The sequence below is a fragment of the Alienimonas sp. DA493 genome (assembly GCF_043951915.1).
Classification (GTDB): domain Bacteria; phylum Planctomycetota; class Planctomycetia; order Planctomycetales; family Planctomycetaceae; genus Alienimonas.
In genome coordinates, this window is sequence record NZ_JBINJD010000013.1 from 19,849 (window position 1) to 35,053 (window position 15,205).

Annotated in this window: 9 protein-coding genes; 6 read left to right on the forward strand and 3 right to left on the reverse strand. The window is 71.4% G+C overall.

Annotated elements, in window-relative coordinates; all coding sequences use genetic code 11:
- Positions 1 to 112: 112 nt before the first annotated feature.
- Positions 113 to 1,201 carry a sodium:calcium antiporter gene (locus tag ACG2DA_RS03400; protein ID WP_395254061.1) on the forward strand — a complete coding sequence of 363 codons (1,089 nt, stop codon included), beginning with the start codon at positions 113 to 115 and terminating at the stop codon, positions 1,199 to 1,201.
- A gap of 463 nt (positions 1,202 to 1,664) precedes the next feature.
- Here the strand turns inward: ACG2DA_RS03400 and ACG2DA_RS03405 are convergent, their stop codons facing one another.
- From ACG2DA_RS03405 to ACG2DA_RS03415, 3 genes are read right to left on the reverse strand one after another with little or no spacing between them, the layout of a single operon-like run.
- On the reverse strand, positions 1,665 to 5,183 hold the full coding sequence (locus ACG2DA_RS03405; protein ID WP_395254062.1) for an efflux RND transporter permease subunit: 3,519 nt from the start codon (positions 5,181 to 5,183) through the stop codon (positions 1,665 to 1,667).
- The gene (locus ACG2DA_RS03410; protein WP_395254063.1) at positions 5,183 to 7,291 is read right to left on the reverse strand and encodes an efflux RND transporter periplasmic adaptor subunit; all 2,109 of its coding nucleotides are present in this window, start codon (positions 7,289 to 7,291) and stop codon (positions 5,183 to 5,185) included. Before ACG2DA_RS03410 ends, ACG2DA_RS03405 begins: the two co-directional genes overlap by 1 nt.
- 47 nt (positions 7,292 to 7,338) lie before the next feature.
- Positions 7,339 to 7,683, reverse strand: a complete 345-nt coding sequence (locus ACG2DA_RS03415) for a hypothetical protein (protein WP_395254064.1) — start codon at positions 7,681 to 7,683, stop codon at positions 7,339 to 7,341.
- Between the two features lie 715 nt (positions 7,684 to 8,398).
- Here ACG2DA_RS03415 and ACG2DA_RS03420 point away from each other — a divergent pair.
- The 5 genes from ACG2DA_RS03420 to ACG2DA_RS03440 all read left to right on the forward strand — a co-directional run bounded on the left by ACG2DA_RS03420 (position 8,399) and on the right by ACG2DA_RS03440 (position 15,203).
- Positions 8,399 to 10,312, forward strand: a complete 1,914-nt coding sequence (locus ACG2DA_RS03420) for a TolC family protein (RefSeq protein WP_395254065.1) — start codon at positions 8,399 to 8,401, stop codon at positions 10,310 to 10,312.
- A 32-nt stretch (positions 10,313 to 10,344) separates the two neighbouring features.
- Positions 10,345 to 10,920 (forward strand): hypothetical protein, encoded by a 576-nt coding sequence (locus ACG2DA_RS03425; RefSeq protein WP_395254066.1) that lies wholly within the window; start codon positions 10,345 to 10,347, stop codon positions 10,918 to 10,920.
- An 83-nt stretch (positions 10,921 to 11,003) separates the two neighbouring features.
- Positions 11,004 to 12,521: a TolC family protein gene (locus ACG2DA_RS03430; protein ID WP_395254067.1), complete on the forward strand. Its 1,518-nt coding sequence runs from the start codon at positions 11,004 to 11,006 to the stop codon at positions 12,519 to 12,521.
- An 88-nt stretch (positions 12,522 to 12,609) separates the two neighbouring features.
- Positions 12,610 to 14,136 carry a multicopper oxidase domain-containing protein gene (locus ACG2DA_RS03435; protein WP_395254068.1) on the forward strand — a complete coding sequence of 509 codons (1,527 nt, stop codon included), beginning with the start codon at positions 12,610 to 12,612 and terminating at the stop codon, positions 14,134 to 14,136.
- Complete coding sequence (locus ACG2DA_RS03440; RefSeq protein WP_395254069.1) at positions 14,133 to 15,203, forward strand: potassium channel family protein; 1,071 nt, start codon at positions 14,133 to 14,135, stop codon at positions 15,201 to 15,203. The genes ACG2DA_RS03435 and ACG2DA_RS03440 overlap by 4 nt, the downstream gene beginning before the upstream one ends.
- Positions 15,204 to 15,205 lie beyond the last annotated feature (2 nt).

A 15,205-nucleotide genomic window follows, 5' to 3' on the forward strand; every position in this document is an offset into this window, starting at 1 on the left:
CGGGGCAGGCGGTCGATCGCCCCGTCCCGGGGCGCGGGTTCGTCCCATGAGCGGGCGCCGACGGTCCGCACAATCATCCGTCGCCGCAATCCCGCCGCCCACGGCTCCGCTCATGGACTTCACCGCCCTCCCCCTCTGGGGCAACGCGTTGCTGCTGGCGGGGGCGGGCCTCGTCGTCTGGCGGGCCGGCGGGCGCCTGGCCGACAACGCCGACCGCATCGGCGAAGCGACCGGCATGTCCGAGGCCGTCGCCGGCGCCCTGCTGCTGGGCGTGGCGACCTCCCTGCCGGAGATCGCCACGACGGTCTCGGCCGGGTTGCTCGGCAATGCGGCCCTCGCGGTCAACAACCTGTTCGGCGGCGTGGCGATGCAGATGGCGGTGCTGGCCCTGATCGACTTCTGGTTCGTCCGCGGGGCGCTGACCTACTTCTCCCCGGACTCGACCCTGCTGCTGGGGGGCGTGTTGCTGGTCCTGCAGGTCGCCGTCTCGATCGTCGCCGTGGCCGCCGGCGACGTGACGCTGTTCGCCCACGTCGGCGCCTGGCCGTTCCTGCTGGGCGGGCTGTACGTTGCCTCGTTGTACTTCATGGACCGCTACGCCAAGCGCGACGTGTGGACTCCCAAGGTCCTGCCCGACCGCGACTCGGACCGGGACGAACCGGCCGACGCCCGGGGGCCGGAGGACGACGAGAGCGACGACGCGGAGGAGAGGGAGCCGTCCCTCTGGTCGGCCGGGGTGCAGTTCACGGTCGCGGCGGCGTTGGTGCTGGTCGCGGGCTGGACGGTGGCCTCCGCCTCCGACGCCCTCTCGGAGCAGACCGGCCTCGGCGGCGGCTTCGTCGGGGCGACGCTCGTGGCGCTGACGACCTCCCTGCCGGAGATCAGCACCACCGCCGCGGCCGTGCGGGCCGGGCGGTACACCATGGCGATCGCCAACATCTTCGGCACGAACACGCTGGAGATCGCCCTGCTGTTGCCCAGCGATCTGACCTACACCGCCGGGCCGATCGTCGACGCCGCGGACGCCTCCGCCCTCCTCACCGCCGGGCTGGCGATCGTGTTGACGGCGATCTACCTGTGGGGATTGCTGGAGCGGCGAAACCGAACCGTGCTGAACCTCGGAATCGACTCGGCCTGCGCCCTCGTCGCCTACCTGTCGGGCCTGGTCCTGCTCTACCTCCGCTCCGGCGCGACGCCTTGAGCCGAGCGTCGGCGTTCAATTCGGAGCCGTCGGGAACGTTTGGAGTTTCGCCGGCCAGACGTCCATCCCGGCGCCCGTCTGCGCGGAGACCTCCAGCGCCTCGATCCCGGGGCGAACCGTCTGAACGCCGCGGTGGGCGGGGGGACGGCGAACTCGGCCGCGGCGGCGGAGAACGGCGCCGCCCGCAGCTCCTCGCCCAGGTCGCACGTCGCCGGGCAGACGAGGTTGCCCCCAACCCCACGGACACGTTCTCCACGAAGAGGAAGGCCAGCCCCACGAAGAGGAAGTCCAGCGCCGCCGAATCGACGGTCGGGCAGACCGCTTTCGGCGTTACCACGCGATCCACATCGTTTCGGGAAGCGGTTCCGAAGGACGCCCCCGCATCGGGGGCGGGTCGTTGCCCCTCACGTCCCGGGGAACCGTCTCCCGCCTGCGGATCGGGCGGGCCTCGGCCTCGGAACGCTCAGACGGCCTGACCGCTTGCGTCCTCAATCCCGTCCCAGTGGCGGTCGGCGAGGCCCGCTCGCAGCTTGAACTCCTTGAACCCGCAGAACAGCACCGGCACGACGAACAGCGTCACCAGTTCGACGGTCATCCCGCCGAACACCGGCAACGCCATCGCCCGGGCCACGTCCGCCCCGCGGCCGTCGGCCAGCAGCACGGGCGCCAGGGCCAGCACCGTGGTCGCGGTCGTCATCAGGCAGGGCCGAATACGGCGGGCCCCGGCGACGACGGTCGCGGCCCGCACGTCCTCCACCGTCCGCAAGCGGCGGCGGGTGAAGACCTGATCGAGGTAGGTTGCGATCACGACCCCGTCGTCCACGGCGATGCCGAACAGGGCGATGAATCCGACCCACACCGCGGTGTTCATCTCGGTCCCGGCCAGCGCCAGGCAGATCATCCCCCCGCCGAACGCCACCGGGATGCCGGCGAACACCGCCAACGTCAGCGGCACGGCCCGGAACTGAAAATAAATGAGCAGCAGATTAATGCCGATGACCAGCGGAACGAGCCACATGAGCCGGCGGTTCGCTTCGATCTGATTGCGAAAACTGCCGACCAGCTCGAACGAATAACCCGCCGGCAGGTCCAGCCGGTCGGGATCGCCCTCCGGCAGGGCGGCGGCGTCCCGCAGGGCCTCCTCGACGGCGGCGACCGCCTCCAGGTCGCCGATTCCGTCCCTCACCGCGAAGGCCACGTGGGCGACCAACCGGGCGTTCTCGCTGCTGATCGCCCCCGGCCCCCAGGTCGTCGTCAGCGTCGCCAGTTCGGACAGCGGCACCGTTTCGCCGTCGGGCGCGACGACCGGCAGCTCGCCCAGGGCGGTCACGTCCTCCCGCAGATCGCGGCGGTAGCGGACGCGGACGGGGTAGCGCTCCCGGCCCTCGACGGTGCGGTCGACGTTCATTCCGCCCAGGGCGGTTTCGATCACGCGATTCACCCTCTCGACCGACAGGCCGTAGCGGGCGGCGGCCTCGCGATCGACGTCGAACTCGACGTACGGTTTGCCGAGCACGATGTCCGGATTCACCGTGCCGGCGTTGACGTAGGGACTCCCTTTTAATTTCGCCGCGACGGCTCGGGCGGCCTGCGCCAGTTCCCCGAGGTCGTCGCCGTAAATGCGGACCGCCGTCGGCGCCTTAATGCCGCTTTGCAGCATCACGACGCGGCCCTCGATCGGTTGCAGGGGCGAGGCGGGCGTGACGCCCGGCAGCGTGGCGACGGAATTGATTTCCTCCCAGACGTCCCGGCTGGTCACGCCCGGCCGCCACTGCTCGCGGGGTTTGAGCATCACGTAGGTTTCGACCATCGCCGCGGGGGCCGGGTCCAGGGCGCTCTCCACCCGGCCGATCTTGCCGAGTACGTCGGCGACCTCGGGAATCCGACCGATCAGCACGTCCTGCGTCTGCAAAACCCGCATCGCTTCGGAGAAGCTGGCGGCGGGGTACAGCGTCGGCATATAGAACCACGAACCCTCGTCCAGCGCGATCCAGTCGTCGCTGGGCACCCCCATGAACCGACTTTTCGCGTTCAGATAACCGGGAACGGCGTTGAGGTCGGCGCCGAGGACGTTCGCCCCCCGCTCGACCGGTTTCAATACGGAGCCGAGACCGAACCACGCCCCCAGGCCGAGCAGCACGATCGACGCCGGAGCCAGCAGGAAGGCGCCTTTATGCCGCAGGAAAAATCGCAGCGTCGGTTCATAGATCCCCACGACGATCCGGCTGACCGGATTCTCCTCGATTGGTTTGAGTCGTTCCCGGGCCATTTGGTAGCCCACGGCGAACCCAATCGCCGCGGCGGCGAGGGCGAGATGAATTGGAAAGACGGCGTACCCGCCGCCCGGGAAGAGCTCCGCCGTGAGCCACCCGGCGGCCCGGTCGGCCCACAGGACCGCCGACCCCGCAAAAACGGTCGCCCCGGCCAGCCCGGCGAACGCGGCGGTCCACCGCGACCGCCGCCGACCGCCGAGCAGCAGCCGACAGATCGGGGGGACGAGGCACACCGCGACGATCAGGGCCGCCACGATGGAAAAGGTTTTGGTCCAGGCCAGCGGGACGAACAATTTGTGATCCCGCCCGGTGAGGAAGAAGACCGGCAAAAAGCTGACGACGGTCGTCGCCACGGCCGTGAACACCGCCGGGGCGACCTCCGCGGCGGCATCTTCGATCACCTCGACGCTGGAGCGATCGTCCGGCGTCGCCGCCCGCTCGGCGAGGTGCTGATAAACGTTCTCCGAGACGATAATGCCCATATCGACCATCGTCCCGATCGCGATCGCGATCCCGGCCAGCGACATAATGTTGGCGTCCACCCCGCCGAGCCGCATCGCCCCGAAGGCCAGCAGCACGGCGACCGGCAGCGTGCCGGCCACCGTCAAACTGCTGCGGACGTGGAGCAGGAACAATAAAATCACGGCGGCCGTGATGACGATCTCCTGCCACAGCGCCTCGGTCAGCGTGGCGACGGTTTCGTCGATCAATCCGCTGCGGTCGTAGACGCCGCGGATCGTCACCCCGCCGAGCGACGGCTCGATCTGGCGGATCTTCGCCTTGATCCGGTCGATAACGGCCCGTGGATTCTCGCCGTACCGCATCACGACAACCCCGCCGACGGCCTCGGCGCCGTTGAGGTCCAGCGCCCCGCGGCGGAAGTCCGGGCCGAGCTGAACGTCGGCGACGTCCCCCAGCCGCACCGGCACGCCCTCGCGGTCGGCGACGACGGTTTCCTCCAGATCGCGGACGGCGTCGCCGTCCTCCCCGCCGCCGATAAAACCGCGGCCGCGAACGATATATTCCATCCCGCCGCTTTCGACGGTCTTCGCCCCCACGTCCCGGCCGCTGCCTTTCACCGCGGTGACGACCGCCTCCAACGGCAGGTCGTGGAACCGCAGCCGGTCCGGGTCCACGTCGACTTGATATTGGCGGACGTACCCGCCGATCGAGGCGACCTCGCTTACCCCCTCGACGGCCTGCAGTTCGTAGCGGACGACGAAGTCCTGCAACGATCGTAATTCGGCCAGATTCACGCCGCCGCCCGGCGGGGGACGCAGCACGTAGTAGTAAATCTGCCCCAGCCCGGTGGCGTCCGGGCCCATGCGGGGGGTTACGCCGTCCGGCAGACTCGCCGCGGCCACGCCGAGCTGCTCGCTGACCCGGCTGCGGGCCCAGTAAAAGTCAATCGAGTCGTCGAAGGTCACCTGCACGAAGCTCACGCCGAACAGGCTCTTCCCCCGCACGCTCTCCGCCCCGGGGACGGCCAATAAGTTGACGCTCAGCGGGTAGGTGATCTGGTCCTCCACGTCCTTCGGCGACCGGCCGGGCCAGTCGGTCAGGACGATCACCTGGTTCTCGCCGACGTCGGGGATCGCGTCGATCGGAACGGTGTTCACGCTGTAGACGCCGAACCCGATCAGCCCCGCCGTGACCAGCAGGACGATCAACGGTTCGCGGACGCAGAAGCGGACAAGGGCGGCGAGCATCAATTCGTCCCCGCGTTCGCGCCGTCCCCCGCGGTTCGGGCGGCGACCTCGCGGACTTTCTTCCCGCACTTGAGCATCTGCGACCCCCAATAGGGGTTCCGCAGGGCGTCCCGCGGCAGGCCGCCGGGCTGGAGCCAGTCGCCCCCGCCCCCTTCGACCATCGGGCAGAAGAAGTGGGTGAACTCCGCCTGCGAATCCGGCCCCCGCACCGCCGCCGAGAGCCGCAGCACGGCATGGCTGATCGGTTTGAACGCGACGCGGGCGGCGTCCAGATCCTGCGTTTTTAATTCCGGCACGTGCCGCTCCACCACGGCGATCTGGTCCGCCGCGGCGGCGAGGTCCGCGGCGTCCAGCCGGTCGGCGGCCGCGTCGAGGGCCGCGACCGCGTCCGCCGGCGGCGGTTCGTCCGCGGCCAGCGCCGTCTGCACGTCGAAATACGCGGCGAACAGGGCGTCCAACGCCTCGCCCGTTTCGCCCTCCACGATCAACACCGGCTCCTCCGGCAACGTGAGCGGGCCCTCCGCCTTCGTCGGGGCCGAGGCGTTCGCCCGAACGGGGTCGATCAGCGAGGGGTTCCCGGCGAGCTGCATCTGGGAATCGATCAGGAAATTCCCGCCGGTCGCCACCTTCTCGCCCGCCTCCAGGCCGCCGAGGATCGCCGTGCGGCCGCTCGCCGTGGGGCCGAGCTCCACGTTGCGGATCTCGAATCGGCCGGGGTCGGTCTCGACGTACACCACGCTGTTCCCGCCGGCCCGCAGGACGGCGTCGCGGGGGACGGTGAGGACGCGGCGGTCGGCGGTGCGGCTCTCGGCGAAGCCCAGTTCGCTCGCGGGGACAAGGTCCATGCCGCAGACCGGGCACTCTCCTGGCTCGTCCCGCACGATCTGCGGGTGCATCGGGCTGACCCATTTCATGGCGAGGTCCGGGTCGTAGACGGGCTCGCCCGGCGGCGGCGGAACGGCCGGCGTTTCGACGACCGCCGTCGCGAAGTCGCCGGGGCGGAGGCGGCCGTCCGGGTTCAGCATCTCCACCCGGACGCCCACGGTGCGGGTCTGCGGGTCGACGACAGGGTCCACGAAGGCGACCCGCCCGACGAACTCCTCGCCCGGCAGACTCCGCAGCGTCGCCCGGACCTTCGTGCCGAACCGCACCGCGGCGGCGTCCTCCGGGAAGAGTTCGAGCATCAACCAGACCGCGGACAGATCGGCGATCTTCAGAATCGGCTCGCCCCGGGCGACGTACTGGCCCTCGGTTTTGAGTTTCTCCACCACTGTGCCGCCGAGCGGAGAGCGAATGCGGAGTCGCGTCTCGGCCGTCCCCCGCTCCCGCAGGGCTTCGATTTGGTCGGCCGTCATGCCGAGTTCGATCAGCTTGTCGCGGGCGGCGAGAGCCAGTTCCCGGGCGATTTGATCGTTCGCGTTCGCCCCCGCGGCGACCGCCTGCCGGGCCGCGAGGTATTCCCGCTGAGCCGTGTAGAGATCCGGGCTGTAGAGCACGGCCAGGTCGTCGCCCTCCCGCACCGGCACGCCGACGTAATCGGCGAACAGCCGTTCCAAACGGCCGTCGACGTAGGCGGCGATCGTGGCGTCGCGGCCTTCATCAAAGGACAGTTCGCCGACGGTGCGGATCTGCCGGGTGAGCGGTTCCAGCGTGGCCTCGGCGGTTTCGATCCCCGCCAGCCGGCGGGCCGCCGGGGTGAGCATCACGGAGACGCCGTCCCCCGCCCCGCTCCCGTCGGCCGACTTCACCAGTTCCATTCCGCAGACCGGGCAGCGGCCGGGCTCCGAAGACGGCGGGGTGCACATCATCGGGCAGATGTACCGAGCTTCGCCGTCCCCCTGCGTCGCGGCGGAGACTTCCGCGGTCGGGATCCACCCCGCCCGCTGGGCGAGCCCCAGCCCAGCCAGCAACACGACGACGCCCAGCAGAAACGCCGCCGTCCGCACCGCCGTGCCGACCCACCGCCGCCCGCCGGACCGCCCCGCCCCCGCCGTTTCAGACGGAGCGGGCGCGGCGGTATCGGACGCGGGGGACTCCTGCGACGACTCCGGCGAACCCGGAGTCGACGCGGCGGATCGGGACAGTCGGCGGCGGAGGGCGGCCAGCATCGCGCGGCTCCTCATCAGGAAACGGGGGGGCGAGGAACGGGAGCGAATCAGGCCTCGCCGGCGTCGTCGCCGGACATCTCGTTCTCCGTCTCGCCGGCCTGGGCGGCGGCGAGGTTTGCGGCCTTCTGCTCCTCGCTCAGTTCCTTCCACTCGGGGATGCACTGGGCGCAGCAGAAGCCGACGGTTCGGCCGTTCCACTCGGTCGTGACCGCGGGGTCGACGTCGCCGCCCATCAGCGGGCAGGTTTCGTTGACGATCGCCACGGGGGTCGCGGCGGGGGCGTCGGTCGCCGTCACCTCGTCGACGGCGTCGGGAGCGGATTCGACCGCACATCCGACCGCGAGAGCGGCGAGGGCGGCGACGGGAAGGGACAGCAGCGTGCGCAAGGTCATCGAACGATCCTTCAAACGGGCGGCAGAAAGCAGTCGGGAACGAACGGCCGCCCGGCGGGGGCCGTTCCGGAAGGCGCGGCGACCCCGGTCCGGGCCGCAGCGTGGAAGAGGGCGTCGCCTCACGCGACGCGGACAGCAGAGGGCCCCGCGGGACAGGCGGCGCAGACCGTCAGCCCCGGGGCGGCGGCGCTATGTGAGCCAGACGCTCAACACGCGTTGGCCGAAGCGGGCCGACCGCACGCGAAGGACGCCCTCGCCGACGAACGTCGCGCGGCGGGGGCGAGAAGCTTCTTCCGGCCGTTCCGCCGGGGGACCGTCGACGGGCGACACGACCTGACGCGGGGCAGGTTCGGGCGCGACCGGCGCCGGGCGGTGTGAGCCGCAGCCGCACAGATGAACCGAGCGTTCGGCGGCCGTCTCGGCAGCGCCGCACGTGCAGTTCTCGCCGCAGCATCCGCGGGCGGGGGCGGCCGGCGCGACGGAGACGGACTCCGCCCCGCAGCAGGCGTGCGGAGTCGGATCGGCGGGGGCCGTCGGACGGACGGTTTCCGCCTCGCAGGGGCCGAAGGGCGCGGCCGTCGCCGGACCGCCGGCAATGCAGACCGCCAGCGTCAGGCAAGCTGTAACGGCGGTGCGGAGGGCGCTCAATGCGACGGTCGGCCGGGGTCGAAGTACCCGCAGAGGGTATCTTCGAGTTTTGCAGACCGGCCACCGAATGCAAGATCAGTTCCGCCGTCGCCCGTCGCTGGCGCTGGCGGCGTCCTTGCCGTTCGCCGGCCTCGTTTCCTTCGCCGGCGGGTGCGTCGCCGACGGCGATTGCTGCCGCCAAACGGCGGCGCCCCCGGCGGTTTCGGGAGCGCCGACGGTCGCGGAGGCCTCGCAATCCCGCGGCTCCGCGATCCGGCTGGCCTCCCACCAGGACGAGCCCGCCGGGCAGGACGGCGACGCCTTCTTCGACCCGCTGCTGGACGCGCCGGCGGGCGCCTCCGACGACCGTCGGAGCCCCGACGACGACGGGCCGGGCGAGGAGTTCGCCGACCCGCTGCTGGACGCACCAGCGTCCGAACCGGTGGCCGACGGACCGAACGCCGCGGGGCCGGACGGGGCGGCCCCCGTCCCGGCCGACGCCCCCACGATCGCGTTGGCCGAGGCCGTCGCCCTCGCCGTCGCCCGGTCGCCGCGGGCGCAGGCGGCACGGGACCGGGCCACGGCGACCGCCGCCCGGATCCCGCAGGTGACGGCGCTGGACGACCCGGCGCTGATGAGCACCAGTTACCCGCTCCGCGATCAGGCCCTCCAAACCGCCGCCGGTCGCGTGCAGACCGGCGTGCAGGTCACGCAGCGCATCCCGTGGCCGGAAAAGCTCGGCGCTCGGGGCGAGGTGGTGCGGCGGGAGGCGCTCGCCGCACAGACGGAGGCGACGAGCGCCGAACTGGACGCCGCCCTCGCCGCCCGAACCGCCTGGTTCGACGCCTGGTTCGCCGATCGGGCCGTGGAGGTCACGCTGCGAAACCGGGAGTTGCTCGAACAGCTCCTCGACGTCGCCGTCGCCCGGGTGCGGACGGGGGGCGGGCAGACGGACGTGTTGCGGACGCAGCTCGAAATCGACCGCCTAGACGACCGCCTGCTGACGTTCCGTCGGCAACGGGACCTGGCGCGGGCGGACCTCGCCGCGACGCTCCGGTTGCCGCCGGGGTCGAAGCTGCCCACGGCCGCAGAGAACCTGCCGTCGCTCGACGCCGCCGCGGAGGTGGACGCCCTGTTCGCCGCGGCCCAGCAGTGCCGGCCGGAGTTGCAGCGGATCGGTTGGGAGATCGCCCGCGACCGGGCTCAGCGGCGGGTCGCCTGCCTGGCCGCGAAGCCGGACTTCACCGCGGGCCTCGGCTACGCCGTCGTCACGGAGGAGGACGCCCTCGCCGGCAACGCCAACGGGCGGGACAACGTCTCGGTCGCGTTCGGCCTCACCCTGCCGATCTACCGCGACAAGATTCGGGCCGGCGTGGCGGAGGCGGACCGCCGCATCGCCGCGGACTCCCGGGCCCTCGACGCCGAGCGGGACGACACCCTCCGGCAGATCCGGCGGTTGGCCTTCCGGCTGGAGACCCTCGCGGACCAACTCACGCTGCTGGACGACCGCATCCTGCCGCGGGCGGAGCAGACGTTAGACGTGAGCCTGGCGGACTACCGGGGCAAACGCGTCGGCTTCACCGAGGTCTCCAACAGCTACGCGGACCTGTTGCGGGTGGAACTCCAGCGGGCCCGGTTGCGGGCGGACGTCGGCTCGGCGCTGGCGGAACTGGAGCGGGCCGTCGGCTGCGATGTGGCGGCCCTCGCGCCCCCGCCGGCCGCGGCGGCGCCGGAGCCGCAGCCCGCCCCCATGCCGCAGCCCGCGGCGGACGCCCCGCAAGCCCCGGAATCGCTGCCGGAGGACGACGCCGCGGAACCCACTGCCTCGCAGCGCCCCGCCGCCGTGCCTCCTGCGGACGGGAACGTGCCGACGCTCCCGGCCGCCGCGGCGGGTCCCGGTCCAGCGGGTCCCGGTCTGGCCGGGACGACCGAAGACGGATGGCGGCGAAACGACCGCCGCGGCGGAATCGAGGTCATACCCCCCCGCCGTACGACCCGATAGTTCCTTATACATTCCCCCCGCCGGCCGCCCCGATGCCTCGCCCGCTCGCCCGTTCATTCCGCCGCGTCCGCCGGGAAGCGGTCGCCGTCGCCGTCCTGCTGCCGTTGACGGCCGGGGCGGCGTCCGGTCAGGACGGGGCGGCCCAGCCCCCGCTGCCGGATCTGCCGGAGCGTCCCGCCGACGCCGGCGGCATGTCGGGAGGCGATATGTCGGGGGGCGGCATGAACGCCGAGGAGGCGGCGCCGCCGTTCGTCTCGCAGGAGCCGACGGCCGACCGGTCGCTTCCGCTGCCGCGGCCGCTTGCCGGCGGCGATCGCCCGTCGGACGCGGCGCTGCGGTCGCGGTACGGGATGGCGGGCGGAACCTGCCTGCCGTTCGGGCCGCCGCCGGCGTGCGGAGTAGGGCCGGCGGACCGGTGCGTCGGCCTGCCGTACTCCGGCTTTCTCTACTACGGCACGCCGGCCTGCGACGACGACAGCCTGAACCACACCTGGACGACCTGCGTGGCCGGCGAGGGCGAGCCCGGCGCCGCCAAGGTCGCCCGCCACGCCCGGCGCCACGAGGCGGCCCCCCGCGGCCGCCGCGGCTGGCTGCCCTGGACCCGCTGAGACCGCTCCGCCGCTGCCCGCCGTTCCCCGGCGATTTTCTCGCGGTCGCCCGCCGCGGCCCTTCCCCGGACACGGACGTCCCCATGCCCCGCCCCCCGCTTCTCCGCCTGGCCGCCTCGGCCGTCGCCGCCGGACTGCTCGCGACGCCGGCTTGGGCACAGGAGTCCGGCCGGGCGCCCCTGGACGGCCCGCTCGCCGCCCCGCCGCCGCTGCCCAGTCGGGGCGACCTTCCCGTGCCGGCGGACATTCCGGAACTCCGGCCGGACGACGACGATCCGGTCGGGCGTTCTTTCGTAGAGCCTCCGCCGGTGCCGAACGCCCCGCCGGGGTTGGGGACGACGGTGGACCGGGAGACGAACGTCGCGTTCGCCGGGGCCCCGCTGACGCTCGATCAGGCGCTGGAACTGGCCGCCGCCAACAACCCCACGCTCGTGCAGGCCCGGGCCCAGGTGCAGGGCACGCTGGGGCTGGCCGTCGAGGCCGGGCTGTGGCCGAACCCCGTTTTCCGCTACGTCGGCGAGCAGATCGGCGTGGACCGCGAGGGGGAAACCGACACCCCCGGCGAGTTCCAGGGCGCGACGATCACGCAGGAGTTCGTCACCGCGGACAAGCGGGACATCAGCCGGGCGAAGTTCCTGCAGCGCACCAAGGTCGCGGAGTGGGCCGCCGTCGCGCAGCAGTGGCGGGTCTGCAACGACGTGCGAATCCACTTCTATCAGGCGCTGGGGGCGAAGGAGACCGTTGCGATCCGCGAGGACCTGCTCAAAGCCGCCGAGGACGCGGTCGTGACCGCCCGGGAGCAGTGGAACCTCGGCCAGGCGACGCGGTCCGACCTGCACCTGGCCAACGTCGCGCTGCAGGAGGCCCGGCTGAACCTCCTGATGGCGGAGAACGACTATCTGGAGCAGTTCCAGACCCTCGCCTCCCTGATCGGGCTGCCGCTGGAGACGGGAGCGGTCGTCGGCGAATTGGACGGCGAAGCGGCCGAAATCGACTTCGAGCAGGTCTTCCAAGAATACCTGGACGAGGCGCCGCAGGTCGTCATGGCCAAGCAGAAGCTGCGCGAAGATCAGATCGCGTTGAAGCGGGAGTTGGTCGAGCCGATCCCCAACGTCGTCGTCGAGGCGGGCAGCGGCTATAACTTCGAGGCGCTGGAGACCACCGCGGTGGCCAGCGTGCGGTTGCAGGTTCCGCTGTTCGATCGCAATCAGGGGAACATTCGCCGGGCCGAGGCGGACCTTGTCCGGCAGCGCCGGGAGATCCAGCGGACGGAGATGCTGCTCCGCCGCGACCTGGCGATGCAGTACCGCCGCTACCTCACCGCCCGGCAGCACGTCGAGCAGTTCGCCGCAGTGATCCTGCCCGAGGCGCGTTCGGCGTATAAAAACCAGCTCGACGCCTACGCTGAAGACCGCCAGCAGTGGCCCGAGGTGTTGACCGTGCAGAGCAGCTATTTCGACCTGCGGCAGCGCTACGTCGGGCACCTCGTCGCCCTGCGGACCAGCGAAACGCTGATCCGCGGCTACCTGCTCCGGGACGGCCTGGCCGTGCCGGCGCCGCTGCCGCCCGGGCACCTGGACGTGACCGCCCAGCCGCGGTGATCCGGCTCTCGCGCCGGAATCAGTGAACCCCCGCATACCCCTGCGGGGTACACTGCTCCCCCTCGCTTCCCCCCTGCCGCACCGCGTGATGTCCGCATCCGAAGCTCGTCGCTCTTTCCTCAAAGCCGGGACCGCGGCCGCGGCCGGCGCGTTCGCCGCCCGGGCCGGCGCCCAGGAGAACCCGCGGCAGGACCCCACGCCCGCCCCCGGCGCCCCGACCGATCCCCCCGGCGGATCGCAGCCGCGGGACGATAACGAGGTGCGGGCCGATTACGACGGCTTCTCCCGTTATCAGCCCAGCCGCGGCCACGACCCGGACAGCAAGTGGTATCTCGGCAAGGAAGTGCCGGGCTTCCGCAAAGGCGAGGAGGGCCCCGCCCCCTTTATCGCCCCGGACGTGGAGAAGCTGCCGTACACGATGGAGAACGGGTGGAAGGTCTTCCGCCTCACCTGCGAGCCGGTCTCGCGGGAGTTTCTGCCGGGTTACTACATCAACGTCTACGGGTTCAACGGGTCGATGCCCGGCCCGACGATCGAGGCGACGCAGGGGGATAAAATCCGGGTGATCGTGAAGAACGATCTGCCCGAACCGACCGCCGTCCACTGGCACGGGCTGGAGCTCAGCGTGCAGTACGACGGGGCCGCGCATCTGACCCAGAACATGATCGAGCCGGGCGCGGAGTTCGTCTACGAACTCCGCCCGCACGAGGAGGGTACGTTCTTTTATCACTCCCACGTCCCGATGCAGGAGGCGTTCGGGATGGTGGGGTGGTTTATTATTCACCCCCGCAAACCGTTCGACCCGCCGGTCGACCGGGATTTCGGGCTGATCTTTCAGAACTTCCGTATCGACCCGATGACGACGGTGGTCGACAGCTGGGGGATGGATTTCAACTGGCACACGATCAACGGCCGCAGCGGGCCGTATACGACCCCGCTGGTCTGCCGGCACGGGGAGCGGGTGCGGATTCGCATCATGGACTTCAGCCCGATCCAGCATCACCCGATCCACCTGCACGGGCACACCTTTTGGGTGACGGGGCACGAGGGGGCCCGCATCCCCAAGACTGCCTGGATCCCGCGGAACACGGAATTGATCGCCGTGGCTCAGGCCTCGTCGTTGGAGTTCATCGCCAACAACCCCGGCGACTGGGCCCTGCACTGCCACATGGTGCATCACATGATGAACCATATGGTCCAGCACGTCGGCCCGCGGCTGCGGGGGCAGGCCGATACGGATCGATACACCGCGAATTTAGACACTCGCCCCGCGGTGGACCTGAACTCCAAGGCCCTCGGCGAGGTTCCGCCCGGCTATCCGCAGATGATGCAGGGCATGAAAATGACCCCGCAGCAGATGGAAAAAGTCTGGAACCGGCGCGAGATGAAAGGGATGCGGGCGACCGCTCCCAAGACGTTGCACGGCCTGTTCACCGCGGTCCGGGTGCTGCCGGACGACCTGTATCGCCTCGTGATGGAGACTGACGAACCGGTCGAGAAGGGGGCCGTGTTCGCCGAGATCGTCCGCCGCTTCGGCGACTATGAGCGCTACGACTGGGCGCCGATGCCGGGGATGAACGGCGGCGGCGGAAACGGCGACCAGCGGACGCGATGAGCGAGGCGCTGCTGCGAGTCGCCGGCGGGGCCCTGGTCCTGTTGGCGGCGTACGACCTGTATCGCACCGTGCTCCTGCCGCGGGGCCGCGGCGGGCCGGTCACGCGCGGCGTCTGCCGCGGGGTGTGGGGGGGCGCCTCGCGCGGCGGGGACCGCCTGATGGCCCACGCCGGCCCGCTGACGGTCGTTCTCGGCGTGGCGGCCTGGGGAGCCCTCCTGGTCGTCGGATTCGCCCTGGCGACCTGGCCGGCGTTGGGGGAGGGGGTGACGGCCAGCGGCGACGCCGACACGCCCACCGACTTCCTCGCCGCCCTCTACTATTCCGGATTTAACCTCACGACGCTCGGCACCGGGGACCTCGTCCCCCGCACGGACGCCTACCGCGTGCTGATGATCGCGGAGGCGGCGGTCGGCTTCAGCTATCTCACGCTGGCGCTGACCTACGTGATGTCCGTGTACGACGCCCTGCACCGGCGGAACGCGTTCGCCCTCGGCCTGCACCAGCGAACCGGCGATTCCGGCGACGCCGCGGCCTATCTCGCCGGAACGCTGCCCGGACCGACGGCGGCGACCTCGCAGGATCTGACGACGCTCTCCACGGGGCTCGCGCGGCTCTTCGAGGCCCACCACTTTTACCCGGTCCTGCATTACTTCCGCCTGCCGAAGCCGCGGTACGCGATGGCGCGAATCCTGTTCGTCACGCTCGACGCCGCCTCGCTGATCCGCTCCGCCCCCGACGGGCCGGACGCCGAGACCCTGGCGGAGTCCGCGGCGGTCGAGGCGCTGTGGCGGGCGGGGTTGCGGCCGGTTCACGAACTCGCGCCGCTGTTCCTGCCGGACCGGGCGTCCGACGGAGCGACGGACGAATCCGATCGCGACCGGTGGCGCGCCCACTACGACCGGGCCGCGGCGACGCTGCGGGCGGCGGGCGTCGCCTGTCGGGCGGACGACGCCGGCTTCGCCCGCTACGCGGCGCAGCGGGCCGAGTGGGACGCCGTCGTCCGCCGGTTCGCCGCGTTCATGGGCTACGACTGGGACGCGATCGCCGCCCCCGGCGTCCCGGGCTGACG